Annotated in this window: 25 protein-coding genes; 12 read left to right on the top strand and 13 right to left on the bottom strand. The window is 68.0% G+C overall.

The features are described from left to right. Positions 1-99: 99 nt before the first annotated feature. Positions 100-3,258: an IPTL-CTERM sorting domain-containing protein gene (locus FOZ74_RS16340; protein WP_255437543.1), complete on the bottom strand. Its 3,159-nt coding sequence runs from the start codon at positions 3,256-3,258 to the stop codon at positions 100-102. A gap of 234 nt (positions 3,259-3,492) precedes the next feature. Continuing rightward, positions 3,493-5,532: a lytic transglycosylase domain-containing protein gene (locus FOZ74_RS09230; RefSeq protein ID WP_146912788.1), complete on the bottom strand. Its 2,040-nt coding sequence runs from the start codon at positions 5,530-5,532 to the stop codon at positions 3,493-3,495. 20 nt (positions 5,533-5,552) lie between these two features. Between FOZ74_RS09230 and FOZ74_RS09225 the strand changes: the two genes are divergently transcribed. The 3 genes from FOZ74_RS09225 to FOZ74_RS09215 are packed head-to-tail and all read left to right on the top strand — an operon-like array spanning position 5,553 to position 8,145. Further along, on the top strand, positions 5,553-6,125 hold the full coding sequence (locus FOZ74_RS09225; RefSeq protein ID WP_146912787.1) for a 5-formyltetrahydrofolate cyclo-ligase: 573 nt from the start codon (positions 5,553-5,555) through the stop codon (positions 6,123-6,125). 9 nt (positions 6,126-6,134) lie between these two features. Beyond that, entirely contained in the window at positions 6,135-6,821 is a 687-nt protein-coding gene (locus FOZ74_RS09220) for a glutathione S-transferase family protein (protein WP_146912786.1), read from the top strand. Between the two features lie 34 nt (positions 6,822-6,855). Then, positions 6,856-8,145 (top strand): multifunctional CCA addition/repair protein, encoded by a 1,290-nt coding sequence (locus FOZ74_RS09215; RefSeq protein ID WP_146914151.1) that lies wholly within the window; start codon positions 6,856-6,858, stop codon positions 8,143-8,145. 57 nt (positions 8,146-8,202) lie between these two features. On the opposite strand, the gene trxC is transcribed toward FOZ74_RS09215, so the two are convergent. From trxC to FOZ74_RS09200, 3 genes are all read right to left on the bottom strand, one after another. After that, positions 8,203-8,643, bottom strand: a complete 441-nt coding sequence (trxC, locus tag FOZ74_RS09210; RefSeq protein WP_146912785.1) for a thioredoxin TrxC — start codon at positions 8,641-8,643, stop codon at positions 8,203-8,205. 101 nt (positions 8,644-8,744) lie between these two features. Beyond that, positions 8,745-8,939 carry a DUF2905 family protein gene (locus FOZ74_RS09205; RefSeq protein WP_146912784.1) on the bottom strand — a complete coding sequence of 65 codons (195 nt, stop codon included), beginning with the start codon at positions 8,937-8,939 and terminating at the stop codon, positions 8,745-8,747. 9 nt (positions 8,940-8,948) lie between these two features. Further along, positions 8,949-10,061 carry a class I SAM-dependent methyltransferase gene (locus FOZ74_RS09200; RefSeq protein WP_146912783.1) on the bottom strand — a complete coding sequence of 371 codons (1,113 nt, stop codon included), beginning with the start codon at positions 10,059-10,061 and terminating at the stop codon, positions 8,949-8,951. Between the two features lie 56 nt (positions 10,062-10,117). Between FOZ74_RS09200 and FOZ74_RS09195 the strand changes: the two genes are divergently transcribed. The 7 genes from FOZ74_RS09195 to FOZ74_RS09165 are packed head-to-tail and all read left to right on the top strand — an operon-like array spanning position 10,118 to position 15,107. Further along, positions 10,118-10,915 carry an SDR family oxidoreductase gene (locus tag FOZ74_RS09195; RefSeq protein WP_146912782.1) on the top strand — a complete coding sequence of 266 codons (798 nt, stop codon included), beginning with the start codon at positions 10,118-10,120 and terminating at the stop codon, positions 10,913-10,915. Then, positions 10,912-11,325: a dihydroneopterin aldolase gene (locus FOZ74_RS09190; RefSeq protein WP_146912781.1), complete on the top strand. Its 414-nt coding sequence runs from the start codon at positions 10,912-10,914 to the stop codon at positions 11,323-11,325. The genes FOZ74_RS09195 and FOZ74_RS09190 overlap by 4 nt, the downstream gene beginning before the upstream one ends. A 27-nt stretch (positions 11,326-11,352) precedes the next feature. After that, positions 11,353-11,727 carry a dihydroneopterin aldolase gene (locus FOZ74_RS09185; protein WP_146912780.1) on the top strand — a complete coding sequence of 125 codons (375 nt, stop codon included), beginning with the start codon at positions 11,353-11,355 and terminating at the stop codon, positions 11,725-11,727. Continuing rightward, positions 11,721-12,674, top strand: coding sequence for a tRNA 2-thiocytidine(32) synthetase TtcA (gene ttcA / locus FOZ74_RS09180; protein WP_432417456.1), 954 nt, complete (start codon positions 11,721-11,723; stop codon positions 12,672-12,674). The genes FOZ74_RS09185 and ttcA overlap by 7 nt, the downstream gene beginning before the upstream one ends. A 40-nt stretch (positions 12,675-12,714) precedes the next feature. Then, the gene (locus FOZ74_RS09175) at positions 12,715-13,617 is read left to right on the top strand and encodes a glutamate ABC transporter substrate-binding protein (protein ID WP_146912779.1); all 903 of its coding nucleotides are present in this window, start codon (positions 12,715-12,717) and stop codon (positions 13,615-13,617) included. Positions 13,618-13,647: 30 nt separating this feature from the next. Continuing rightward, complete coding sequence (locus FOZ74_RS09170; protein WP_146912778.1) at positions 13,648-14,310, top strand: ABC transporter permease subunit; 663 nt, start codon at positions 13,648-13,650, stop codon at positions 14,308-14,310. Next, on the top strand, positions 14,307-15,107 hold the full coding sequence (locus FOZ74_RS09165) for an amino acid ABC transporter permease (RefSeq protein WP_146912777.1): 801 nt from the start codon (positions 14,307-14,309) through the stop codon (positions 15,105-15,107). The genes FOZ74_RS09170 and FOZ74_RS09165 overlap by 4 nt, the downstream gene beginning before the upstream one ends. 39 nt (positions 15,108-15,146) lie before the next feature. On the opposite strand, the gene FOZ74_RS09160 is transcribed toward FOZ74_RS09165, so the two are convergent. Beyond that, the gene (locus FOZ74_RS09160; protein WP_146912776.1) at positions 15,147-15,701 is read right to left on the bottom strand and encodes a BspR family type III secretion system anti-sigma factor; all 555 of its coding nucleotides are present in this window, start codon (positions 15,699-15,701) and stop codon (positions 15,147-15,149) included. A 279-nt stretch (positions 15,702-15,980) separates the two neighbouring features. On the opposite strand from FOZ74_RS09160, the gene FOZ74_RS09155 reads away from it, so the two are divergent. Together FOZ74_RS09155 and FOZ74_RS09150 are read left to right on the top strand one after the other, a co-directional pair. After that, positions 15,981-16,607, top strand: coding sequence for an RNA polymerase sigma factor (locus FOZ74_RS09155; protein WP_255437542.1), 627 nt, complete (start codon positions 15,981-15,983; stop codon positions 16,605-16,607). A 9-nt stretch (positions 16,608-16,616) separates the two neighbouring features. Beyond that, the gene (locus FOZ74_RS09150; RefSeq protein ID WP_146912775.1) at positions 16,617-17,360 is read left to right on the top strand and encodes a hypothetical protein; all 744 of its coding nucleotides are present in this window, start codon (positions 16,617-16,619) and stop codon (positions 17,358-17,360) included. 22 nt (positions 17,361-17,382) lie between these two features. On the opposite strand, the gene FOZ74_RS09145 is transcribed toward FOZ74_RS09150, so the two are convergent. From FOZ74_RS09145 to sctX, 7 genes are all read right to left on the bottom strand, one after another. Continuing rightward, positions 17,383-17,820 (bottom strand): type III secretion system chaperone, encoded by a 438-nt coding sequence (locus tag FOZ74_RS09145; RefSeq protein ID WP_255437850.1) that lies wholly within the window; start codon positions 17,818-17,820, stop codon positions 17,383-17,385. Positions 17,821-17,892: 72 nt separating this feature from the next. Further along, positions 17,893-18,168 (bottom strand): EscF/YscF/HrpA family type III secretion system needle major subunit, encoded by a 276-nt coding sequence (locus tag FOZ74_RS09140; RefSeq protein WP_146912773.1) that lies wholly within the window; start codon positions 18,166-18,168, stop codon positions 17,893-17,895. Then, positions 18,165-18,515, bottom strand: coding sequence for a hypothetical protein (locus FOZ74_RS09135; protein WP_146912772.1), 351 nt, complete (start codon positions 18,513-18,515; stop codon positions 18,165-18,167). The genes FOZ74_RS09140 and FOZ74_RS09135 overlap by 4 nt, the downstream gene beginning before the upstream one ends. 17 nt (positions 18,516-18,532) lie before the next feature. Next, positions 18,533-19,945, bottom strand: coding sequence for a type III secretion system inner membrane ring subunit SctD (sctD, locus tag FOZ74_RS09130; RefSeq protein ID WP_146912771.1), 1,413 nt, complete (start codon positions 19,943-19,945; stop codon positions 18,533-18,535). A 117-nt stretch (positions 19,946-20,062) separates the two neighbouring features. Next, positions 20,063-22,156 carry a type III secretion system export apparatus subunit SctV gene (sctV, locus tag FOZ74_RS09125; protein ID WP_146914148.1) on the bottom strand — a complete coding sequence of 698 codons (2,094 nt, stop codon included), beginning with the start codon at positions 22,154-22,156 and terminating at the stop codon, positions 20,063-20,065. Between the two features lie 29 nt (positions 22,157-22,185). Continuing rightward, positions 22,186-22,620: a type III secretion apparatus assembly chaperone SctY gene (gene sctY / locus FOZ74_RS09120; RefSeq protein ID WP_255437540.1), complete on the bottom strand. Its 435-nt coding sequence runs from the start codon at positions 22,618-22,620 to the stop codon at positions 22,186-22,188. Positions 22,621-22,624: 4 nt separating this feature from the next. Next, on the bottom strand, positions 22,625-23,044 hold the full coding sequence (gene sctX, locus FOZ74_RS09115; protein WP_186764562.1) for a type III secretion apparatus assembly protein SctX: 420 nt from the start codon (positions 23,042-23,044) through the stop codon (positions 22,625-22,627). Positions 23,045-23,278 lie beyond the last annotated feature (234 nt).

Here is a 23,278-nt window from a genome sequence, read left to right as displayed (position 1 = left end):
ACCACAAAACAATAGCTTGCAGCGCTTGATGTACAAGCGCTGCAAGCCGTTTTCATCAAAACCCAGCAGCGATATGGAGCACTACTGGTCCATACACCATCAGATCATCCGGCGGCGACGCATGCCCAAGACGAACAAACCGATCAGGATAGACAGGATGATCAGACCCCATTCGCTCAGCGTCGGGATGGACGCTGCCCCCGCCACGGGGGCGAAGGCGAACGTCACCGCGCAGTTGGCCGCGGCCGTCAGCGTATAGGTGTAAGGCGCCGTCGTGCTGAGCGTGCCAGCGGGCGCGCAGGTGGAACTCTGCACCTGCGGGATGTAGCCCGTGTCTGGCGTGACCGTCCACGTGCGCACGTCGCCAATCGCCAGCACCGTGTTGCCCGCCCCGTCCTGGCCCGGCGTGGTCACCGTGCCGTGGCCGCCGGGCACGGTCGTGGTCACGGTCACGGCGGCAGCGGCGGCGACGAACTTCGCGTTCACCGAGCAGTTGGCGGTGGCGCCGGTCACGTTGTAGACGTTGCCCGAGCGCACGCCGGGGCAGGTGGACGAGTCCTCGAACACCGTCACGCTGCCGCCGCCGGGCGTTGCGGTGTAGGACTGGCCGCCGCCCTGCGCCACCGTGGTCGTGCCCGGCGGCGTGAGCGTGCCTACGCCGCCCGTCACCGTGGCGGTGATGTCCACGGTGGTGCTGGAGAACGTCACGTTGAAGGCGCAGTTGGCCGTGACCGGGCTGACGGTGTAGGTATTGCCCACCAGCGTGCCCGGGCAGTTGCCGGTCACCATCGGGTAATAGCCCGCGTCCGGCGTGAAGGTATAGGTGCGCGAACCGCCGTTGGGCAGGTTGATGGTACCGGTGGTGTCAATGCCGCCGTGCCCGCCCGAGGTGGAGGACGTGACCGTGACCGGATCGTTGGTGAACGAGGCGATCACCGTGCAGTCTGCGGTGGCATCGGTCACCGTGTAGGTGTTGGCGGCGCCGTCGAACACTCCCTTGCAGGTGCCGTCCACCACCGGGGTGTAGCCGGCATCTGGCGTCAGGGCGTACACCGTGCTGTTGCTGCCGGGAACCAACGGGCCGGTGGCGCCCAGCGGGGTGATGGTGCCGTTGCCGCCCGTGACCGACGACGTCTCCTCGACGCTGAACGCCACCGTGAAGCCGCAATCGGCGGTCACGGGGGTGACGGTATAGGTGTTCGGCGTGACGCCGGTGTCGAGGGTGCCGGAGCAGGCTGCGCCGGACGGGGGCGGCAGGATGTAGGTCGTCTTGCCCGCATCGGGCGTGATGTTGTAGACCGTCGATCCGCCATCGACCACCTGCTTCGGCACGGCGGGCGTCATGCTACCCCCGGTCAGCAGCGTCGGCGTGACGAGATAGGCCTTGGTGAACTGCGCCGTGGCGGTCACGTCGGTAGCGCCGACCGTCACCACACACACATCGCCGACAACGGAGGTACACCCCGTCCAGCCGGTGAACAGCGAACCCGGATGGGCCACGGGGGTCAGGCGCACCTCGTCACCCACACCCACCGCCTTGGTGGTGCCCGTGGCATCGCACGCCGTGATGGCATCACCGCAGGCCAGCGCAGCAGGCACGGCCAAGATGTGGCCCAAGCCGGTGCCGCCTGTATTTGCCGTTACCTCCTGCTGGGCTGCATTCACTGGCGTATTCGTACCAGCAGTGTTGTTGCTCGTATCGCTGTCGGTCGCGCCGTTCGGCGTGACGCTGACCACCGCATTGACCGGCGTCCCCGCCGTCTGCGCTACAGCAGTCACGGTAAAGACCTCGCTAGTGCCTGCGGCGAGCGAACTGGTGCTGAAGGTGATCACCGGATTGCCGCTCGCATCGCTGCACGCTGCGCCTCCTGGCATCGTAGTGATGTCGGCACATGCACCAACACCCTTGAGCGTCCAACTGACGTCGCCCGGCACGGTAGCGCCGCTCTTGTTCTCCACCGTGACGGTGTAGTTCACAAGGTCGTTGGGCAGATAAGACACCACGCCACCGTTGCTGATGGTCACGGCCAAATCCGTCATGGTGGTGCCTGAGCCCACGATATCCGTCTTCACCATCGGCCCCTGGAAAGCGCTGACGTCCGTCGCGCTGATGCTGTAGTCGCCATTGTTCAGCACCGCATTGGGGCCGCTGGTAACCGCAGTCGCGGGCACCAGATAAGTCACCTCAAAACTGCCGGTCTGGCCATTGTTGAGGCTTCCCACATCACATTCCAGGTAGTTTTGCCGAGGAGCCGTACCCGCGTGTGGGCCGGTACACGTTCCGTTGGTAGATACGTAGGACGTCACCTTGTTGTCTTCCGTAATCGGCAATGCCACCCGCACCTTGGCATCCGCAGCGTAAACACCGCTGTTGTTGGCATAGTTATAGGTGTAGGTGATGTTTTCGCTCGGCTTTGTGGTTGATGGGCCGGTAGCGGCCACCGTCAGGCCCGCCATGAAAGCGCCCACGGAATCCAGATAGACACGCGCCTCATGCGTGTTCCCGCCCGCATAGCAATTGGATGCAAAAACGATGATGCGAACGGTGTCCCCGGGATCCAGCAAACCTTCGCCAGGGGCGATATCAAAAGCGCTCCAATCCGTCCAGAGATAGCCCCCTACAGTACCTTGCCAGGGGGCACCGGGCTGATTGGCGTAGTTGAAGGTGCTGAAAAGCGTCTTGTCGCTGCCATTCTTGTTGACGTTGACGACTTCGACATAAAAGAACGGTTGATCGTTAGGAGCATGACCCGAGGGATTGAATAGCACCGGGGCCATGCCAAAGCGCACATGGACTTTGTGGTCAATGGGGTCTACGTCGGCCTGGGTCATCAAAGCCGTCTGCTCAATGGAACTAGCCTGCCTGCTGGGGCTTTTGTCCCCTACGTTGTTCACTCTGGCCAGATAGCTGCCCCATCGCGGGTAACCGATGGTGGGGGCATTCGGCACGGCGGTGGGTGCGCTGGACGAACCCGTCAGGATTTGCGTAAACCCGTTGTCCGCCACCGCGCCCAAATTGAGATCCGCTATGTTCCGGGGCGGTACTTGGGCCAGCAGTGCAGTGCGCTCATAGCTCTTGACTGTCCAGCCCGTGAAGTCGCCAGTCTCGAAGCCGCCGTTGGTGAACCCGGCATGCGCCAGCGGCGCAACCAGCAGCGCCAGCCCCCACGCAGCGTGCACGGCGCCCCTCTTGAACAAGCAAGACAACCAACGACGCAGTTTGTTCTTCGTCAATGACCCCGCATCTGAAATTTTCATGATTTTCCCTTGCTTCAATTGGCTATCCGCACCAGTCCAGCGAGCAACAGCCGCAAATGCACGCGCTCTCAACTCGTGCACGGCGGCGAATATCGTTACTTTAAGATAACACCACCTGACTTGAGTTACCAATCGACGCTCTGTCTAACAAAAATTTGCGATTCCCGTGGGATTGGTACTTGGAAAGCTTGGCCCCCGAAAACCCCTGCTGGCCACAGCCGCCACGGGCCCGCCTCACGGCAAGTCCGGCTCCCTCTCCGGCCGCTGCGCATCACGCGGCCCGATCTTGCCCAAGCGCTCCTTCAGCGACTGCGGCTGCCCGGTGAGGATGGCCGCGTAGTTCACCGTATTGGCCAGCACCTTCTTGACGTAGTCGCGCGTTTCATTGAAGGGCACGTTCTCGGCCCAGATGGCCGCTTCCAGCACCGGGCCGTTGCGCCAGGCGCGCGGGCGCCCGGGCCCGGCGTTGTAGGCGGCGGCGGCCAGCGGCAGGGAATCGTCGAAGTCGTCCAGCGCCAGCTTGAGGTAGGCGGTGCCGATGGCGATGTTGGTGTCCTGGTCGTTGAGCTGGTCGGTGCTGAAGCCTTCCAACCCGATTTTTTTTGCCGTCCAGCGCGCGGTGGCGGGCATGACCTGCATCAGGCCCGAGGCGCCGACGTGCGAGCGCGCGTCCATGATGAAGCGGCTTTCCTGGCGCACCAGGCCGTAGACGTAGGCGGCGTCCAGCCCGATCTCGCGGGTGCGGCGCAGCACCGCGTCGTGAAACGGCATGGGAAAGCGCTGGCGCACGTCGATGAACCCCTTGGTGCGCTCGCTGGTGTTGATGCAGCGGTCCCAGACTTCTTGCGCACAGGCGAACTCGGCCGCCGCCAGCAGTTCGCGGTCGTTCATGCCGCCGGGCGTGTGCAGATTGGTGCTGTAGTTCCATTCGCGCACCCCCTCGCCGCGCAGGCCGATCAGGATGGCGTACAGGCCCCGGTTCAGCCCCGGGTTGGCGCGCGCGGCGGCTTTTTCTTCGGCGGTGGGGGGCGCGGGCGGCGCGGGCACGGCGATGTGCGCACCGGTTTCCTCCAAGGCGAGCTGTTCATAGAAACCGCTGGTGCCGGCAATGCGGGCATACAAGGCCTGGGCGCGCGCGCGCTCCTCGGGCGAGGGCTGGCCCGCCAGCAGGGCCCGCGCGCGCCAGTACACCCAGGTGCTGTCGGCGCGCGTGGCCTCGTCCATGGCGTCGATGCCGCGCGCCACCTGCTTCCAGTCGCCGGCGCGCAGCGCGGCGCGGGCCTTCCAGGCGAGCATGTCGTCGCTCAGGTCCGCTTCGCGCGTGACCTTGGCGAAGTAGGCCATCGCATCCATGGACAGCGACAGCGCCGCCTGCCTGCCGATCGCGCCCCAGACCCAGTTGCGCTGCTCGGCGCTCAGGTGCCCACTCCAGGTATCACCGAGCAGGCGCGCCGCGCCGGTGTAGTTGCTCATCGCCAGGCGCACCAGCGCGAGCGTGACGAGTTCGCTCGGCTGCGTCTGCGCCTCCCTGTGCACTGGCGCCACCTTGCGTTTGGCGCCCTTGCCCTTGGCCGCCGTGCCCTTGCCGCCGCTGCCCAGTGTCAGGTATTTGGTGGGCGCGGCCAGCGCCTGGCCCATTTGCGCCAGCAGTTCGGGCGCGACCACCTGCACCGCCTCGCGCGCCTGGGCCACGCGGCTGCTTTCGGCGCCCAGGCGCGCCTTGCGCCAGACGTCGATCGGCCGGATCCGGCCATCGGCCAGCAGCTGTGCGGCCGCGCGCGCGCAACCGTCGCTGCTGCGCCGCTGGGCCTGCCAGTTGGCCAGCACCTGCGCGCCGGCATCGGCGGGCGCGTGGCCCTCCAGGTGCTCCACCAGCAGCGCATAGCAGCGCACGTCGCGGTCGTCGCGCATGCGGAAGGCGGGCAGGGTGTCGGCAAAGCGCTGCCAGTCGCGCCGCTGGCCCAGGATCAGCAGCCAGTCGTTGCGCAAGCGGTCTTCCACGTAGCTGCCCTGCCAGCGGCGGAAAAAGGCCTGCACCTCGTCCTCGCTCGCCTCTTCAAGGCGGGCGCGCAGCTCCCAGTACGCGGCCCACGGTTCAAGCGGATGGCCGCTGGCCTGCGGCAGCAGCGCGGCCAGTTGCGCGCGGTCGCCCTTGCGAAAGGCCTTTTGCATGGTCAGCAAGACCTCGTCGGCAGCGTTCTGGGCGGTGGCGGGAAGGGCGAAAGCGAGCGCCAATGCGGCGATCAGCGGTGTCAGAATGCGATGGATTTTCATGGTGAGAGAGGAATTATCGGATGGACAAGGCAGCCACACGCAAGCGCCTGGTGGCCGAGCGCCAGGCCATGGCCGATCGCCCCGCGCGCGCCGACGCGCTGCAGCAGGTGCTGCGCTTCTGGCTGGTCGATCGGCCCGACACCGTGATCGGCGCCTACTGGCCGATCAAGGGCGAGTTCGATCCGCTGCCCGCGCTGCACCGCTGGAAGGAAGACGGCGAGCTGCTCCATGAATCCCGGCGCCGGCGCATCGGCCTGCCGGTGATCGACAAGCGGCACAAGACGCTGGCCTTTCACGCCTGGTACCCGGGCTGCCCGATGGAAGAAGACGCCTACGGCATCCCCAAGCCCAAGGACACCGAGCTGCTGCAGCCGACGCTGCTCTTCGTGCCCTGCGTGGGCTATGGGCCCGGCGGCTACCGGCTGGGCTATGGCGGGGGCTTCTACGACCGCACGCTGGCCCAGCTTGCGCCGCGCCCCTTCACCGTCGGCCTGGGCTACACCCAGGGCTATCTGGACGACTTCACGCCCGAGGCGCACGACCAGCCGCTGGACGCCATCCTGAACGACAACGGCGTGGTCTGGCCGATGTGAGAGGTACGCATGATCAAGTTCTATACCGGCAACAAGAATTACTCCTCCTGGTCGATGCGCGTGGGCGTGCTGCTCGCGCAGGCGCAGATTGCGCACGAGGAAACCGTGCTGCGCATGGACGGCTTCGGGCCGGACTCGAACTTCAAGCGCCAGCTGCGCGCACTCAGCCCCACGGGCAAGGTGCCGCTGCTGGTCGATGGCGACACCACGGTGTGGGAATCGCTCGCCATCGTCGAATACCTCGCCGAGCGCTTTCCCGAAAAACACCTCTGGCCGCAAGAGCGCGCCGCCCGTGCCCGCGCGCGCAGCGTGGTGGCCGAGCTGCACGCCGGCTTTGGCGCGCTGCGCCAGCACTGCTCGATGAGCATAGAAGCGCACCTGCCCGAGGTGGGCGCCCTCATCTGGCGCGACCAGGCCGGCGTGCGCGCGGACGTCGCCCGGGTGGTGGAGATCTTCAGCGAGCTGCTCGGCCGCCACGGCGGACCCATGCTGTTTGGCGACTTTTCCATCGCCGACGCCTACTACGCGCCCATGTGCATGCGCTTTGCCACCTACGAGCTGCCGCTGCCGCCGCAGGCGCAAGCCTACGTCGAGCGGGTGCGGCAACTGCCGGGCGTCAAGGCCTGGGTGGACGCAGCCCGGGCCGAGAACGACTTTCTGGCGTTTGAAGAGCCCTACCGGCTGCGCAGCGCCTGAGCGCGCAGGGATTGAGCCGCTGATGACCCAGGCAATGCAGATCTACCAGGTGGGCGGCGCGGTGCGCGACCGTCTGCTCGGCCGCCCGGTGCACGACCGCGACTGGGTGGTGGTGGGCAGCACGCCCGAAGCCATGGTGGCCGCGGGCTATCTGCCGGTGGGGCGCGACTTCCCCGTCTTCCTGCACCCCGAGACGCACGAGGAGTACGCGCTGGCGCGCACCGAGCGCAAGAGCGGGCGCGGCTACCGCGGCTTCGTGGTGCAGGCTTCGCCCGACGTGACTTTGGCCGAAGACCTGGCGCGGCGCGATCTCACTATCAACGCCATAGCTGCTCCCGCAGACTGGGCGGGCGCTGAAGGCGTTTTTGATCCTTATGGCGGCGTCGCCGACATCCGCCGCCGCGTGCTGCGCCACGTGGGCGATGCCTTCGTCGAAGACCCGGTGCGCATCCTGCGGGTGGCACGTTTTGCCGCACGATTTACCGATTTTTCCGTCGCGCCCGAAACCCTGGCGCTGATGCGCGAGATGGTGGCCGCCGGCGAGGTGGACGCGCTGGTGCCCGAGCGCGTCTGGCAGGAGTTGGCGCGCGGGCTGATGCAGGAGCAGCCCTCGCGCATGCTGCAGGTGCTGCGCGAGTGCGGCGCGCTGGCCGTGCTGCTGCCCGAAGTCGATCGCCTGTGGGGTGTGCCCCAGCGCGCCGACTACCACCCCGAAGTGGACACCGGCGCCCATCTGCTGCTGGTGCTGGACATGGCAGCGCGCCTGCAAGCACCGCTCGCCGCACGCTTTGCCTGCCTGACGCACGACCTGGGCAAGGGCACGACGCCGGCGCACATGCTGCCGCGCCACCTGGGCCACGAAGGGCGCAGCGCCCGGCTGCTGCGGGACGTGTGCGAGCGCCTGCGCGTACCCGTCGACTGCCGCGAGACCGCCGACGTGGTGGCGCGCGAGCACGGCAACATCCACCGCTCGCTCGAACTCGATGGCGCGGCGCTGCTCAGGCTGCTGCAGCGCTGTGACGCGCTGCGCCGGCCCGAGCGCTTTGCCGACGTGCTGCTGGCCTGTGAATGCGACGCGCGCGGGCGCCTGGGCTTCGCCGAGGCGCCCTATCCGCAGCGCCCGCGCCTGGCCGCCGCGCTGCAGGTGGTGCTGGGGGTACCGACGGCCGCGGTGGCGGCGCAGGCAGCGGCGCGCGGACTCACGGGCTCCAGGGTGGGCGAGCAGATCCGCAAGGCGCGGGCGGATGCGCTGCGGGCATGGCTGGATGCGGGGGCGGCCCCCACCCCGACCCTCCCCCAACGGGGGAGGGAGCAAGAGCGCTGAGCTCCCCTGCCGGGGAGGAGCAGGAGAGCCGACTTCCCCCAGCAGGAGAGGCGGGCCTCAGAGCACCGAGCGGATCCAGCGCGTGATGCCCTCGGTGGCCATCGCGCCCGAGGTGCGCGCCACCTCCTGGCCGCCCTTGAAGACGATCATGGTCGGAATGCTGCGGATGCCGTAGCGCGCGGCGATCTGCGGCTGCGCCTCGGTATCGAGCTTGGCCAGGCGCGCCTGCGGCTCGAGCGCGATGGCCGCCTCGTGAAAGAAGGGTGCCATCTGCAGGCAGGGGCCGCACCACGGCGCCCAGAAGTCGACCACCAGCGCAATCTGGTTGCGCGCCAGGTGCTTGTCGAAGCTGCCGGCGTCCAGCTCCAGCGGCTCGCCCTCGAACAGCGGCCGGTGGCACTGGCCGCAGTCGGACGCCTTGGCCTGGTCGCCCGCCTGGACGCGGTTGGTGGTGTGGCAGTGGGGGCAGACGATGTGCAGCGCTGAGGGTGTGGACATGGCAGGCTCGAACTCGGGTGCAGTCAGGACCTTGCAGCTGCGGCTGAAGCCGGCATTTTCAAGCGCGCAAGCCGGCGCCTCCAGCGCCGCGCATCACAGCATCACAGCCAGCGCACCAGCCAGCTCAGCAACAGGCTCAGCAGCACGGTGCTGGCCAGCGGCACCGACCACTGGCGCCCGAACAGGCGGAACTCGAAGTCGCCCGGCAGGCGCCCCAGGCCGAGGCGGCGCAGCAGCGGCGCCAGGCCGTTGATGAACATCAGCGCGAGAAAGACGACGATCAACCAGCGCACCATGGCCCGCGCCTACAGCCGGTGGCTGCGGTCACCCGCGGCAAAGCCGCGCGGCTGCCAGGCCGGGCCCGCGCCGAGCGCCAGCACCTTGAACAGTTCGCCCATTTCGTGTTCCAGCACCAATTTGAGCGCTGGCGCTTGCTGCACCTGCGTGAGCTGCTCCAAATTCGATAGAAAGCCGTTGTTCATCAGGAAATGCGCCTGGCTGGTGTAGCCCAGCACCTGCAGCCCCGCTTCCTGCGCCGCCAGCGCCAGGCCGGTGAAATTCAGGTGCGCGGTGATGTCCTTGAGCCCCACGTCCCGCAGCGGCTCGGCGTCCACCCGGTGGGCGCGGTGGCACACCAGCGTGCCCTGGTCGCGCTGCGGGTGATAGTACTCGGCCTCGGGGAAGCCATAGTCGATGAAGAAGGCCGCGCCCTGCTGCAGGTGCTGCGCCAGGGTGCGCATGAAACCCTCGGCCTGGGGGTGGATCTCGGTCAGGTAGTCGTGCTCGCCCGCGACCTCGGCGGGCGGGCGCAGCACGCTCGGGCGGTCGCTCCAGACGAAGGCCTCGCCCTGCAGCGCCACGCCGCGCTCGTGCCAGCGCCCGCCGCTGCGCTGCAGCAGGCGCACCGGCATGGCGTCGAGCACCTCGTTGCCCAGCACCACGCCGCGCATGCGCGCGGGCAGGTGGTCGGCCCAGGCCACCCGCTTGCCAAAGCGCTCCAGCGTCTGCTGCTGGCGGACACGCAGCGCGCCCGACACATCGACGATGGTGTAGCGGCGCAGCGACGCACCCAGGTGCTGCAGCAACTGCGCCGCCAGCGCGCCGCTGCCGGCGCCGAACTCCCAGACCTCGTCGGTGCCGGTGGCCTCGAGCGCCTCCTGCACCTGCGCGGCCAGCACCTGGCCAAACAGGGGCGAGAGCTCGGGCGCGGTGACGAAGTCGCTGCCGCTGCCCGGCATGGCGCCGAACTTGCGCAGGTCGTTGGCGTAATAGCCCATGCCGGGCGCATAGAGCGCCTGCTGCATGAAGCGATCAAAGCTCAACCAGCCGCCGGCCTGCGCGATCAGGGCGCGAAGGTGCCCGGCCAGCGGGTTGTCCGGCGCAGCGTGCGCAGGGGCTTGGGCGGGAATCGGATCCATGGGCGCATCTTATGATGGCCGCCCGCGGCGCCCACCGCAGGCACGGAGGTTCATACATGGCAGACACATCCTGGGTCCTCGTGACCGGCGGCGCCCGGCGCCTGGGGCGTGAAATCTCGCTGGCGTTTGCCCGGGCGGGCTGGAACGTGCTGTGCCACTACCGCCATTCGGACGGTGCGGCCCGCGCCACCGCGGCGGAGATCGAGGCGCTGGGCCGCGCTTGCCGCACCGTGGCGGCGGACCTGGGCGAGGCCACGGGCGCCGCCAGCCTGTTCGAGCGCAGCCTGCAGGCGCTGGGCGGCCAGGCGCCGCGCTGCATCGTCAACAACGCTTCCCTTTTTGAAGCGGACGACGCCGCCAGCAGCACGCCGCAGCAGCTGCAGCGGCATTTCGGGGTGAATGCCGTGGCGCCGCTGCTGCTGGCCAACCGCCTGGCCGAGTGGCTGCGCGGGCGAGACGGCTTCGCGCCCGGCTGGCACAGCGTGGTGCATGTGCTGGACCAGAAGGTGCACAACCTCAACCCCGATTACTTTTCCTACACCGTGAGCAAGCTCGCGCTCGAGCGCAGCGTGGCGCTGCAGGCGCAGGCGCTCGCGCCGCGGCTGCGCGTGTGCGGGCTCTCGCCCGGGCTGATCTATCTGAGCGGGCCGCAAAGCGAGGAGAATTTCGAGCGCGCCAGCCGCGTGAACCTGCTGCGCGCCCCGATCGCGCCGGCCGAGGTGGCGCGCAGCGCCGTCTTCCTGGCGCAAAACCCCAGCCTCAACGGCTGCACGCTGCAGGCCGACAACGGCCAGCACCTGGTGGCGCTGGCGCGCGACGTGATGTTCGCGATCGACGAAAATCCGGCCCCATGACTTCCCTGCTGCTGGCCTTCGCCGCGCTCGATCCGCGCCTGGCCACCGAATGCCGCCTGCTGAGCCTGCGCCGCCACGAACGCCAGGTGCGCATCGGCGTGCACGAGTTCGAGCGCAGCGCGCCGCAGCGCATGTGGTTCGACGTGGACCTGTGCGTCAAGCTGGAAGCCGCCCCCGCCGGGCGCGACGAACTGTCGCAGACGCTGGACTACGACTTCATCCGCCACGTGATCGCCGACGCCGTGGGCACGCGCCACCACGCGCTGCAGGAGACGCTGTGCGACGCCATTTTGCAGGCGCTGTTGCTGAGCCCGCAGGTGCAGGCCGCGCGCGTGGGCACGCGCAAGCCCGACGTCTATCCCGATTGCGAATCCGTCGGCGTCGAACGCATCCGCCTCAAACCCTGGTGAGCGCCGCCGCATCTTCCCGACATGACCATGCCCCTACCCCACCAAGGCCAGCAGACGCTGGCGCTGACCGGCCTGCGCTTCGATGCCAACCTGGGCATCCTGGCGCACGAGCACCGGGCGCCCCAGCCGATCCAGGTGGACGCCGAGCTCAACCTCGGCACCCAGCCGCTGGCGCCGCCGGACGACGACATCCTGCACGTGCTGGACTACCGCAAGGTGCGCCAGATCATCATCGACGAATGCAAGGCCGAGCACCTGAACCTGCTGGAGAGCCTGATCGGCAAGCTGGCGCGGCGCCTGCTGGCCCTGCCCGGCGTGCGCGGCGTGCGCGTGAAGATCGCCAAGCTGGAAATCTTTGACGACTGCGAAGTCGCCATCCGCATCGAAACCGGACAATGGTGAAGACCGCCATGCACATCGACGAAGCCGCCGACGAAGCCACTGCCACCGCAGCCGCGCACGACACCCGCAAGGCCGAGCACGAAGCCCACAAGCTGGAAAAGCGCCTGTGCCGCGAGGTCGGGCGCGCGATCATCGACTACGACATGATCGAAGACGGCGACAAGGTCATGGTCTGCCTGTCGGGTGGCAAGGACAGCTATACGCTGCTCGACATCCTGCTCAAGCTGCAAAGGCGCGCCCCAATCCACTTCGAGATCGTCGCCGTCAACCTCGACCAGAAGCAGCCAGGCTTTCCCGAGCATGTGCTGCCCGACTACCTCACGCGCATCGGGGTGGACTTTCACATCGAGAACCAGGACACCTACAGCGTCGTCAAGCGCCTGGTGCCCGAGGGCAAGACCACCTGCAGCGTGTGTTCGCGCCTGCGCCGCGCCATCCTCTACCGCGTGGCCAGCGAGCTGGGCGCGACCAAGGTGGCGCTGGGCCACCACCGCGACGACATCGTCACCACACTGCTGCTCAACCTGTTCTACGGCGGGCGCATGAAGGGCATGCCGCCCAAGCTGGTGTCGGACGACGGCAAGCATGTCGTCATTCGGCCGTTGTGCCACGTGAGCGAGAAGGACACGCGACGCTGGTCCGAACTGCAGGACTTCCCGATCATTCCCTGCAACCTCTGCGGCAGCCAGGACGGGCTGCAGCGCGTGGTCGTCGGCGAGATGCTGCGCGAATGGGAAAAGAAGCACCCGGGCCGCATCGAGAGCATGTTCCGGGCCATGGGCCACGTCGTGCCCTCGCACCTGATGGACCAGAAGCTCTACGACTTCAAGGGCGCGCACGCCACCGGCATTGCTGATCCCCATGGCGACCACGCCTTCGACCCCGAGGTCCTGCCGCAGACTGGGTGGGCGCCATCGCGGGGACCTGTCCGGCCTCGCCCCAACTGAGATATATTGGCCCGCTTGAGCCAACACGCGAGAGTGTCCCATGTCGATCAAGTCCCTGGTCAAGTCCTCCGTCGCCGCCCTGGCCCTCGTGGCCGCGGGTTCGCTGTGCGCGCAAGGCACGCCCATCAATGCCGCCGCCTTCGATGCGCTGATCGCGCAGGGGCCCGTCGCCAACGCGGCCACGCTCGCATCGAGCAACTGGGCCAGCAAGGTCAAGCAGTCCGGCACGCTGCGTCTGGGCGCGACCCAGACCTCCAACCTCTTTTCCCTGCTCAATGAAAAAGACGGCAAGATGCGCGGCTTCGACGCCGGGCTGGCGCAGCTGATTGCGCGCTACATCCTGGGCGACGACGCCAGGATCCAGTTCACCCAGGTGACCTCGTCCACGCGCGAGCAGGTGCTGATCAACGACCAGGTGGACATGGTGCTGGCGACCTACTCGATCACCCCCGCGCGCGCCGAGAAGATTTCCTTTGCCGGCCCCTACTACACATCGCAGGCGGGGGTGCTGGTCAAGGCGAACAACAAGGCGATCCAGTCCCACGCCGATCTGGCCGGCAAGAAGGTCGCGACGCAGGCCGGCTCCACCGGGCCGGCCATCCTCGCGCAGTTCGCGCCCAAGGCGACGGTGCAGGAATTCCAGACGCACCAGGAGGCGCTGGACGCGCTGCGCCAGGGCCGCGTCGATGCCTACGTGACCGACTACACGCTGCTGCTCAACGCCCTGAGCCTGGGCACGGGCGACACCCGGCTGGCGGGTGCGCCCTTTGGCGCCGAAGACCCCTACGGCGTGGGCCTGCCCAAGGACTCGGACGGCGTGGCCTTCATCAATGCCTTCCTGAAGAAGGTGGAGGCCGACGGCATCTGGGCCAAGCTCTGGACCATCTCGATCGGTGAACGCACCGGCAGCACCGCCGTGCCCACGCCGCCGGCAATTCCCTAGTTTGCTGGCGCCACGCCGGACCACTGAGCCGTGGGCGAGCTGGCAAGACTGGTGCTGGAGTACGGGCCTGCCTTCTGGCAGGCCCTTTTGCTGACCTGGAAGCTCACGCTGCTGTCCTTCGTGCCGGGGGTGCTGCTGGGCCTGGTGGTGACGGTACTGCGGCTGCTGCCCCTGCCGCCGCTGCGCGTGGCGCTGGGCGCCTATGTCGAGGTCTTTCGCAACATCCCCGGCGTGGCGCTGCTGATCTTCATCGTCTTTGCGCTGCCTGACCTCGAGGTGGTGATCGACTACGAGCCCAGCGTGGTGCTGACCCTGGCGCTGGTGTGTTCGGCCTTCACCGCCGACTACCTGCGCACCGGCATCAATACCGTCGCGGGCGGCCAGGTCGCGGCCGCGCTGAGCCTGGGACTGCGGCCGCTGCAGGTGATCATTTCGGTGGTGCTGCCGCAGGCGCTGCGCGCGGTGGTCCAGCCCATGACCTCGCTGCTGATCGCGTTGATGTTGTCCACCTCGCTCGCCTCCCAGGTACCCATGGCGGGACGGGAACTCACGGCGCTGGTATCCAAGATCGCCACCGATTCGGCCGCGGGCATAGGCGCCTTTGCCATCGCCGCAACGCTGTACGTGCTGACGGGGCTGCTGATTGCCTGGGCCGGCGCCGCCCTGGAGCAGAAGCTGCGCATCCTGAAATGAGCCGCCCGCTCGAAGATCTGCTGTTCGGCACACCCAGCCCGCGCACCCGTGCCGCTACCCGGGCCGTGAGCCTGCTGGCCGCTGGCGCGCTGCTGGCGCTGGCCGCCGGCGTCGCATGGCGCTTTCACAGCGCGGGGCAGCTCGATGCACGCTATTGGCGCTTCTTCGCCTGGCCGACCACCTGGTCCTTCCTCTGGCGCGGCCTGCTCGGCACGATGGCATCGGCGGCGATGGCCGCGGTCATCGCGCTGGCCCTGGGGCTGCTGTTGATGCTGGGGCGCCTGGCCCCCGTGCGGCTGCTGCGCTGGCCCAGCGTCGCGGCGATCGAATTCCTGCGCGGCACACCGACCCTGCTGCTCATCTACGTGTGCTTTCTGGTATTGCCGCAGCTGGGCATCAAGTTGAGCACCTACTGGATGCTGACGCTGCCCGTGAGCCTGAGCGCCGCCGCAGTGGTGGCCGAGGTGTACCGCGCCGGCGTGCTCGCGGTGGCGCGCGGCCAGAGCGCGGCGGCGCGCAGCCTGGGCATGTCCGAAGCACAGGTGTTTTTCCACATCGTCTTTCCGCAGGCACTGCGCTACATCGTCCCGGCGCTGGTGGCGCAGCTGGTCATCGTGGTCAAGGACACCACCTTCGGCTACGTGGTCACCTACGGCGAACTGATGCAAAACGCCAAGGTGCTGATCGCCAACTACCACGCGCTGGTGCCCGTCTACCTGGTGGTGGCGCTGCTTTACTGCGCGGTGAATTACGCGCTCTCGGCGGCAAGCCAACGGCTGCAACGGCCACTGCATTGACGCATCGTCCTGCGCGCGGATATCGCGCGGCGACGCGGTTCAGGCGCGCGGCGATTCCTGCAGCGCCTGGCGCAGCCACTGCTCGGCCATTTCGCTTTCGACCGCGGAGGCGCCACTCGCCTGGGCCTGGGCAAAGCGTTCATCGAGCTGCGCGTCGATGCGCTCGCGTTCGGCCGCGGTGAGCGCGCCGGCGTCCAGCGCGAGCGACTCGCAGACCCGGCGGAATTCGGGGCCGTCGGCGGCGGCGGAAAACTGCAGGCGGGTGAGGAAATCCACCCCCGTGAGCGCCTGGCGGCTGGTCTGCGCCATGTCCAGCGCCAGCTTCACCGTGCGCGACGCCAGGGCCTGGCCCGGCGCCGGCTGCAAGTCGAGCTGCCGGGCCACCGCTGCGCTGATGCCGGCAGAAAACGATTGGCCCAGCGCCTGCACGAAGGCCGAGGTGGTGTCTGACTGGGCCGCATCGGGGCTGACCCAGGCCACCTCGCGCCGGCTTTGCGGCATGGTGCCCACGCCTTGCACCTGCCAGTGGGCACCATCGAGCGTGATGCGCACCGCATCGTGCTTGTGTGCCGCCTGCTCAAACGCCTCCAGCATGGAAGAGGGGGCGGTGTGCGGCGCTGACCAGGGCGATTGAATGTTCAAAACGTGAAATTCCAGAATGCGTTCCCGCGGTATCGAGACCGGGTGACGCGTGATTAGTAACCGGGGCCGCAAGGCGGTTCCATGCCCGGTACGAGCCAATTGGAACCCGAAAATCCGGAGACGACTGTGAATGTCTGTCAAAGTTTGCGCCTGCGAATTGACAAAAGAAAAGGAGCCTCGCAAGCACGCAAGGCCCACACCGAACCAAGAATGGCGTAATCTCCGCCCCTCATGAACCGCAGCGGCAACGACCAGGAAGACCATCGCGCCCCGGCGCACGCGCAGACCGCGCCAGGGCCATCCACGATGGAGGAAACCCCGGCCCCGGACACGGCGAATCGCGATCTGCTGTTTCGCGACCTGGTACGGGCCCATTGGTCGCGCCTGCACCGCTTCATCATCAAGAACATCGGCCACTGCGACGACGCCGAAGACCTGACGCAGCAGGCCTTTGCGGAAGCGGTGCGTTCCTACGAGCGGTTTCGCGGTCAGTCCGAACTCTCGACCTGGCTCTACGGCATCGCCATGAACCTGGTGCGCAACCACCTGTCGCGCGCACCGCAGCGCCGATTCGATTTCGTCGGTGAGGAGGCGCTCGATGCCATGGCCTGCGAGGCGCCCAGCCCGAGCGCCGCCCTGGTTCAGTCGCAGCAGCTGCACGCCTTGCAGCTGGCCATGCAGGAACTGCCCGAACACATGCGCGAAGTGCTGCTGCTGGTGGCCGTGGACGAGCTCTCCTATGAGGATGCGGCGGCCTTGCTCACCGTGCCGGTGGGTACGGTGCGCAGCCGCATTTCGCGTGCGCGCGGCGAACTGCGCAGTCGCATGCGGCTGGCCGGCGTCGAGCTGGATTTTTGAGCTTGCGCCATGGGTTTCGCGCCTCAACCCGCCATCCCCCCCCGGCTGTGGCCGGTGCGCGAAGAGCGCCTGCAGCAACTGCGCTCCCGGCTGCTTGCCCCCGCAGATGCCGATGCGGTCATGGGTCTGCGCGAGCAGGTCTTGAGCGACCTGCCGCACCCGGACCTGTATGTGCGCGAGGACGACGAGCCGGGCTTCGTGCACCTGCATCTGGCACGCAAGGATGCGCGCGGCGGCGAAACCATAGGCGTCTTCGATGCCGATCGCCTCGTGGCCTATGCCATGCTGGGTCTGCCCGCGGCGGGCGACGCGGACAATCTGGCGCGCTACTTTCCGGCGCACGTCGCCAGCCCGGCGCGCACCGCCCACCTGGCCAGCTGCATGGTGCTGAAGCCCTACCGCGGCCACCATCTGCAGCGCATGCTGCTGGTGGCGCGCATTGCGCTCGGGCAGGCGCATGGGCGCAGCTTCTTCGTGGCCATGGTGTCGCTGCACAACCATGCGAGCCGCCACAACATGATGCGCGAGGGCATGCGCATAGGCTGGGTGGGGCAGATCGACGGACTCAAGCGCCAGCTGCTTGCCATCGAGCCGGACGGCGACTGGCGCTTCGACGCGGTGGAGCGCCACCTGGTCGATGGCCAGGACTGGCAAGGCCAGAGCGAGCTGACCCGAAGAGGCTGCTGGGGCGTGGCCCATCAAGACCTGCGCGGGGACGCGGACCGGCTGGTGTTCCTGCGCCGAACGGCCTGAGCACCGGGCCGGCAATCGCGGCTCACACCTTTTGCATCCAGGGCGACATCGGCGCCGGCGTCACCGGCTGGCTCGTGGGGGCGCTGAGCCGGGGCTCCCAGCGTTCTGCCGCGTTCAGCATGTTTTCGATCTGGCGCAACAGCTCGGGCGCGCCACCCTGCGCCGGCACCAGCGCATGCTGCAGGCACGGCTGCTGCGCGTCATCGAGGGCAAACCAGCCGCCCGCGCTGCCGCCGCCCCAGGCATTGGCGCCCAGCAACAGCAGGGCGTGCTCGGGTGTGGGCGGTGCGCACAGCAGCCGGCAACTGAGCAGCACCCGCCCCTGCGCAGGGGCTGCGCGCAATTCAAGCATGCGCTGTCCGTCAAACACCAGGCGGCAGCACCCCTGGGCATCGGCGCGCAGGCCTTCGATGCCCAGTTCCCGGCCCAAGGCCAGCAGCAGCTGGCCAAATGCATCCATCACGACAGGTGCTTCTCAAGCAAGCCAACCCCAGCCGATACCAGCCCTCTTGGGCGCTGTCCGCAGCGGCTTTCAGCCTGCTTTCTGGATGATGCCCTTGAGCGCATCGCCGAGTTCCTTGGTGATGGTGCTCTGCAGCTGGATCATCATCGACCATTTCTGCAGGTCGGCCTGCAGCATGAGCATGTCGGCCTGGCTGACGTTGCCGTCGCCGGCGCTGTTGATCTTGTCGATCTTGGCGCGCAGATTGGTTTCCGCGTTGTCGGTCACCGCGCCCAGGGCCTGGGCAATGGAATCGAAGCTGACGACACCGCCCCCGGCGGAGCCCGGGCTTACTGAAGCAGTCATGGGATCACTCCTTTCTGGCTAGCTGAATGGCCGAGCTTGTTCGATGCGACTCCATCGTTCGGCACACCGATCGAGTCCAACACGGCTTGCGCGGCCTCACAGGCGGCGCGAACCGCTTGCAATACGGCGAATTCCTGCGGTTTGACACCCGCCTGCACAGCTCTGCGCAGACGCGCGTCCATCGTCGCGATCCGCGCGACCGCCGCTCCACGGGCCTCTCGCGCCGCTGCGGCCGGGCCGTCGAGCGCGGCCTCCAGCGGGCTCAGGGCGCCCCAGGGGGCAGGCTCGGCCTCGGTGGCCGGGCGGGAAAACCCATGGATGGCCAAAAAATCACGGAGCTCGCTCATGGCTGCATTGTGCGGGTTCAACGCTCTACCACCAAGCGCCGCGGCATGTCGAAGATCAGCAGCTCGGGCTCGATGGATTGCAAGCGCCAGCCCGCATGCGTGCCCCCGGGCAGCAGGCGGCTGCCGTCGGGCAGCACCAGATAGGACTGCCGGCCGCTGACCACGCTGCGGATGGCAAAGGGCGCGGGGCCGCGTTCGGCCTGCTGCAGCGCCTGCACCGATTGCACCGACACATGCAGCGGCAGGCCGCGAAAGCGCTTGACCAGAGCCACGAGGGCGTTCTCCAGCTGGCTCCGCGCATTGGGCAGCAGCGCGACGCTCAACTGCATCTGCTCGCCATCCCACTGCGCCCGGGTATCGGGGAAACCCGCCGCGGTCAGCACCGAACGCACCTGCGGCGCCAGCTGTTCGGCCAGGCGCAGGCCATCGCTCACCGTCAGTTCGCGCGGCAGTTGCTCGCGTACCGCGGCCAGCGCTTCATTGCGCATGCCCGCGTCGGCGACGATGCCCTCCACACGCAGGCTTCCCGGCCCATCCGGTACGAAATCGAGTTGCGGAAAGCGCATGGCCAGCAAGGCGCGCAGCTCGGCCTGCAGTTCGCTGGCCACGCGCACCTGCAGCGCCGGCTGCGGCTGGTGCTGGGCCAGGGCTTCGGCCAGGCGGTCGAATTGCGCGAGCGTGTCCACCCAGCCCTGCACCAGCACCCTGCCATCGGCGCGCGGCTGCAGCTTCAGGCGCAGTGCCGGATCCACCTGGGCAACGCGCAGCTGCAAATCACCCAGTTGGCGGCGCGCGGCCTGCGTGCGATCGATCGGCGCAGCGGGCGCTGGCGCCAGCCCCGCGACCGGTGCCGCGCTACGCACCCAGACCCAACAGGCCAGCGCGATCGGCAGGCCCAGGGCCGCCAGCAGCAGCCAGCGACCGCCGGCCGTGCGCGTGGCCTGGGCACCGGCAGCCGGCACACCGGTGCGCTCGGCTGCGTCCGCACTCGGCGGCAAAGGTGGCAAAGGCGCGAGCGGGTCGGCTGGCGCATCCTGGGCGACCGCCAACGTGATCGCCGCAGCCTGCTCGGCTACGGGCGCCGCCGCCCGCGCGGGCAGCGTCGTCGGCCCATGCCCCGGTGCCCTTGGCCAATCGGTGTGCGGCGCGCTCACGCACAGGCTGAGGCCACCCCAGCGGCGCGCCACGCCCAGCTGTGCGGCCTCGGCACACGCTTGGTCGTCCGGTGTTCCGGCGGCCGGCCAGAGCAGCCAGCGGCCCCCTTCGAGCAGATGCAGACGTGCCAGACCGGCGTCCGGCGCCAGGTCGGTCAGGATCACGTCGCCTTCATCGCCCGCGCCCAGCAGCAGGCCGTCGAAGGCCGGCGCGCTGGCGCCCGCATGGCGGCCGTCGAGCACGCGCAACTCGACCGCAAAGGCATCACGCATCATGGCGCGGCGCCCTCCGCTGTCTGGCAGCGATCGTGCACGGTTTCAAGCAAAACATGCCTCCAGCCGTTGCCTGTTCTGCGTCAACAGCTATCAATTTGGGTGCGTTCACGACCACGCTCACAAATCGATCCGTGCCAGCGGCTGGATGTTGATTTCCTGCGTCAGCTCCTGGTAGCTGAGCACTGGCAGTTCGTACAGATCCTGCTCGATCATCTTGCGCATGTAGCGGCGGATGTCCATCGAGGTCAGCAGCACGGGACGTTGGCCGCTCGCGCCGATGTCGCCCACGGCCTTCCTGATGTTTTCCACCAGCTTCTTGCTCACCGCCGGGTCTAGCGACAGGTAGCTGCCCGCCGAAGTCTGGCGTATCGCTGCGCGCACCTGGTCTTCGATGGCCGGCGCCAGCAGGTAGGCGGGCAGCACGTTCTGCCCGCTGGAATACTTGTAGCTGATGTGGCGCTTGAGCGTGGAGCGCACGTATTCGGTCAGCAGCACCGAATCCTTTTCCTTCTGTCCCCACTCGATCAGCGCTTCGAGGATGGTGCGCAGGTTGCGCACCGAGATGTCTTCGGACACCAGGCGCTGCAGGATCTCCGCGATCTTCTGTATCGGCAGCACGCGCGTCGATTCCTTGACCAGATCGGGAAAGCGCGCCTCCATCGCCCCGAGCAGGAAACGCGTCTCCTGGATGCCGATGAAGTCGGCCGAGTACTTCTTGAGCACGAAGGCCAGGTGGTAGGTCAGCACCTGGCTGGCGTCCATGAAGGGGATGCCGCTGCCGCTGAGCGTGTCGCGCAGCGCATCGCTGACCCAGAGCGTGGGGATGTGCGGCAGGAACTTGCGGTCGCTCTCGTAGGCGATCTGCAGCGCGTCCAGGTTCCGGGTGTTCTCGCGCACCAGCAGATAGCCGGGACGCAGTCGCCCTTGCGAGACCGGCACCTCCGACAGCAGGATGTTGTAGCTCTCGGCCTCCAGCGCCTCGTTGAAGCGCAGCTGTATGCCCGGAAACGGCACACCCAGGTCAAAGTACAGCGCCCGGCGGATCTTCAGCAGCTCGTCGTTCAGCGTTTCGGCATCAAAGCTGTGCTGCAGGCCGGCGGCCACGTCCATGAGCAGCGGCACCGTGGGGGCAAATTCCTCGCTGCCGTCGCCCTTGGGCTTGCGCGGCTTCTCGCCCGCGGCCTGCATGGCCGGCACTTCGGTGACCTGGCCGGTGGCCTCGTCCACCACCTTGCGCGTACTGCGCAGCAGCGTGAAGCCCAGACCGCCCACCACCAGCGCCAGCACCAGGAATACCGGCCAGGGCATGCCCGGAATCAGCCCCATGCCCAGCGCCACGGCGGCAGCGATCATCAGCGCGCGCGGCTGCGCCATGACCTGCGCGCCGATGTCCTTGCCGACGTTGGACGGCCCGCCGTCCTCGGACTGCACGCGCGTGACGATCATGCCGGCGCAGATCGCGATGAACAGCGCCGGGATCTGCGAGATCAGCCCGTCGCCTATGGTCAGGATGGAGTAGGTCTTCATCGCATCGGCCGCGCTCATGCCGCGCTGCATGGTGCCGATGACGATGCCGCCCAGCAGATTCACCGCCACGATGATGAGGCCGGCGATGGCGTCGCCCTTGACGAACTTCATCGCGCCGTCCATCGCGCCGTAGAGCTGGCTTTCCTTCTCCACGATGCCGCGGCGGCGCTTGGCCTCTTCCATGTCTATGGTGCCCGCGCGCATGTCGCCGTCGATCGACATCTGCTTGCCCGGCATCGCGTCCAGCGAGAAGCGCGCCGCCACCTCGGCCACGCGCTCGGCGCCCTTGGTGATGACCACGAACTGCACGATGGTGAGAATCAGGAACACCACCAGGCCCACGACCAGGTTGCCCCCAACCACGAAATTGCCGAAGGTTAGGATGATGTGCCCGGCGTCCGCCTGCAGCAGGATCAGGCGCGTGGTGGCGATCGAGATGCCCAGGCGAAACAGCGTGGTGACCAGCAGCACCGACGGGAACGAGGAAAACGACAGCGGCGAGGGCAGATACATCGCGACCATCAGCAAGATGGCCGAGATCGTCATGTTGGTGCCGATCAAAAGGTCGACCAGCCAGGTCGGCAGCGGCAGGATCATCATGAAGATGACCGCCACCAGGAAAGCCGCCAGCACCAGGTCGTTGCGGCTGGTGACGACCTGCACCACGCGCTGCAGGCGCGACAGACCGCCGGACGCCAGGGTATCGCCCGCCACTATGCGCCCGCCACGGCAGCCGCCGTGTCCCCATGGCTTGGCGCGGCCGCCTCGTCGCGCAGGCGCACATAGGCGCGCATGGCGCTGGCCGCTTCCTGTGCCTGGCCCTGGGCCTGCAACGCCTGCGCACGCACCAGATGAAAGGCCGCGTCCATGGCGCCAGCCAGCGCCAGGCGCTCCAGCGTGGCCAGGGCGCGCTGCGGCTTGGCCGAACGCACCTGCGCCAGCGCCAGCATGAGCAGCGCACGCGCGTCGTCCGGCGCCAGCACGTCGCGCGCTCCCAGCAGCACCGCCGCCTTGTCCGGCAGGCCGTGCTGCAGATAGATGTAGCTCAGCAGGTCCATGACCTCGAGCTGGCGCGCCAGCGGCAAGGCGCCGCCTTGCGCTTCGGAGGCGGGCAGCTCGCCAGCCCGGGGCGTGGTGTCAGCAGCCAAAGGCTTACCCCTGATAGAGCACGCTGCGGTACATCTGCACCAGGTCGCGCAGCTGGCATTCTTCGTTCAGCAGGCGCGTGGCGCGGTTGAGCATGCGCAGCTGCTCGGCGTCCTGCCTGCTCTCGGAGCCCTGCAGGCGGGCCGCGGCCTCGCGCAGGCTGTGTTGTATGCCCTCCAGACCCTGGCGAAAGCGCGTGGGTGTCATCAGTTCGCGGTGCTCCAGCTCGGGGCGGATGCGGCTCTCCAGCGCATCGTCGAGCGTGGGCAAGGCCAGCAGCGCCTCGACCTGCGGGCGGGCCGCCACGTCGGCCGGCGCGCTCTCCTGGCGCTGGGGCAGCGAGGGCATGTCCTCGCGCCGGGCGTAGGTCACGCGGTCGATGCCGCGGTCAAAAGCCAGGCTCTGGCCAAGGGCGAAGTCAGACATGGTGCAGATCCGTTGAACAACAGGATGAAAGAGAAAACGTCTTGCCGCCCCTTGAGTAACCGCCCGCGGCAGCCGGTTCCATTGTCCGCCAAGCCCCGTGGCGCTGGCGCATGCAGAGGGGCTCTCCATCGCAGGCCGGGTTCGGCCCGCAATCACCCACGCGCGGCGGCGCCGCAGCGCGTAATGTACGGTCCGCCCGCCGTCTCGGCCGACAGGTCCTTGCGCAGCCCTGGC

Source organism: Comamonas flocculans, assembly GCF_007954405.1.
Lineage (GTDB): Bacteria > Pseudomonadota > Gammaproteobacteria > Burkholderiales > Burkholderiaceae_C > Comamonas_C > Comamonas_C flocculans.
The sequence above is the reverse complement of the archived record's forward strand: the minus strand, read 5'-3'. Positions and strand labels throughout refer to the sequence as shown.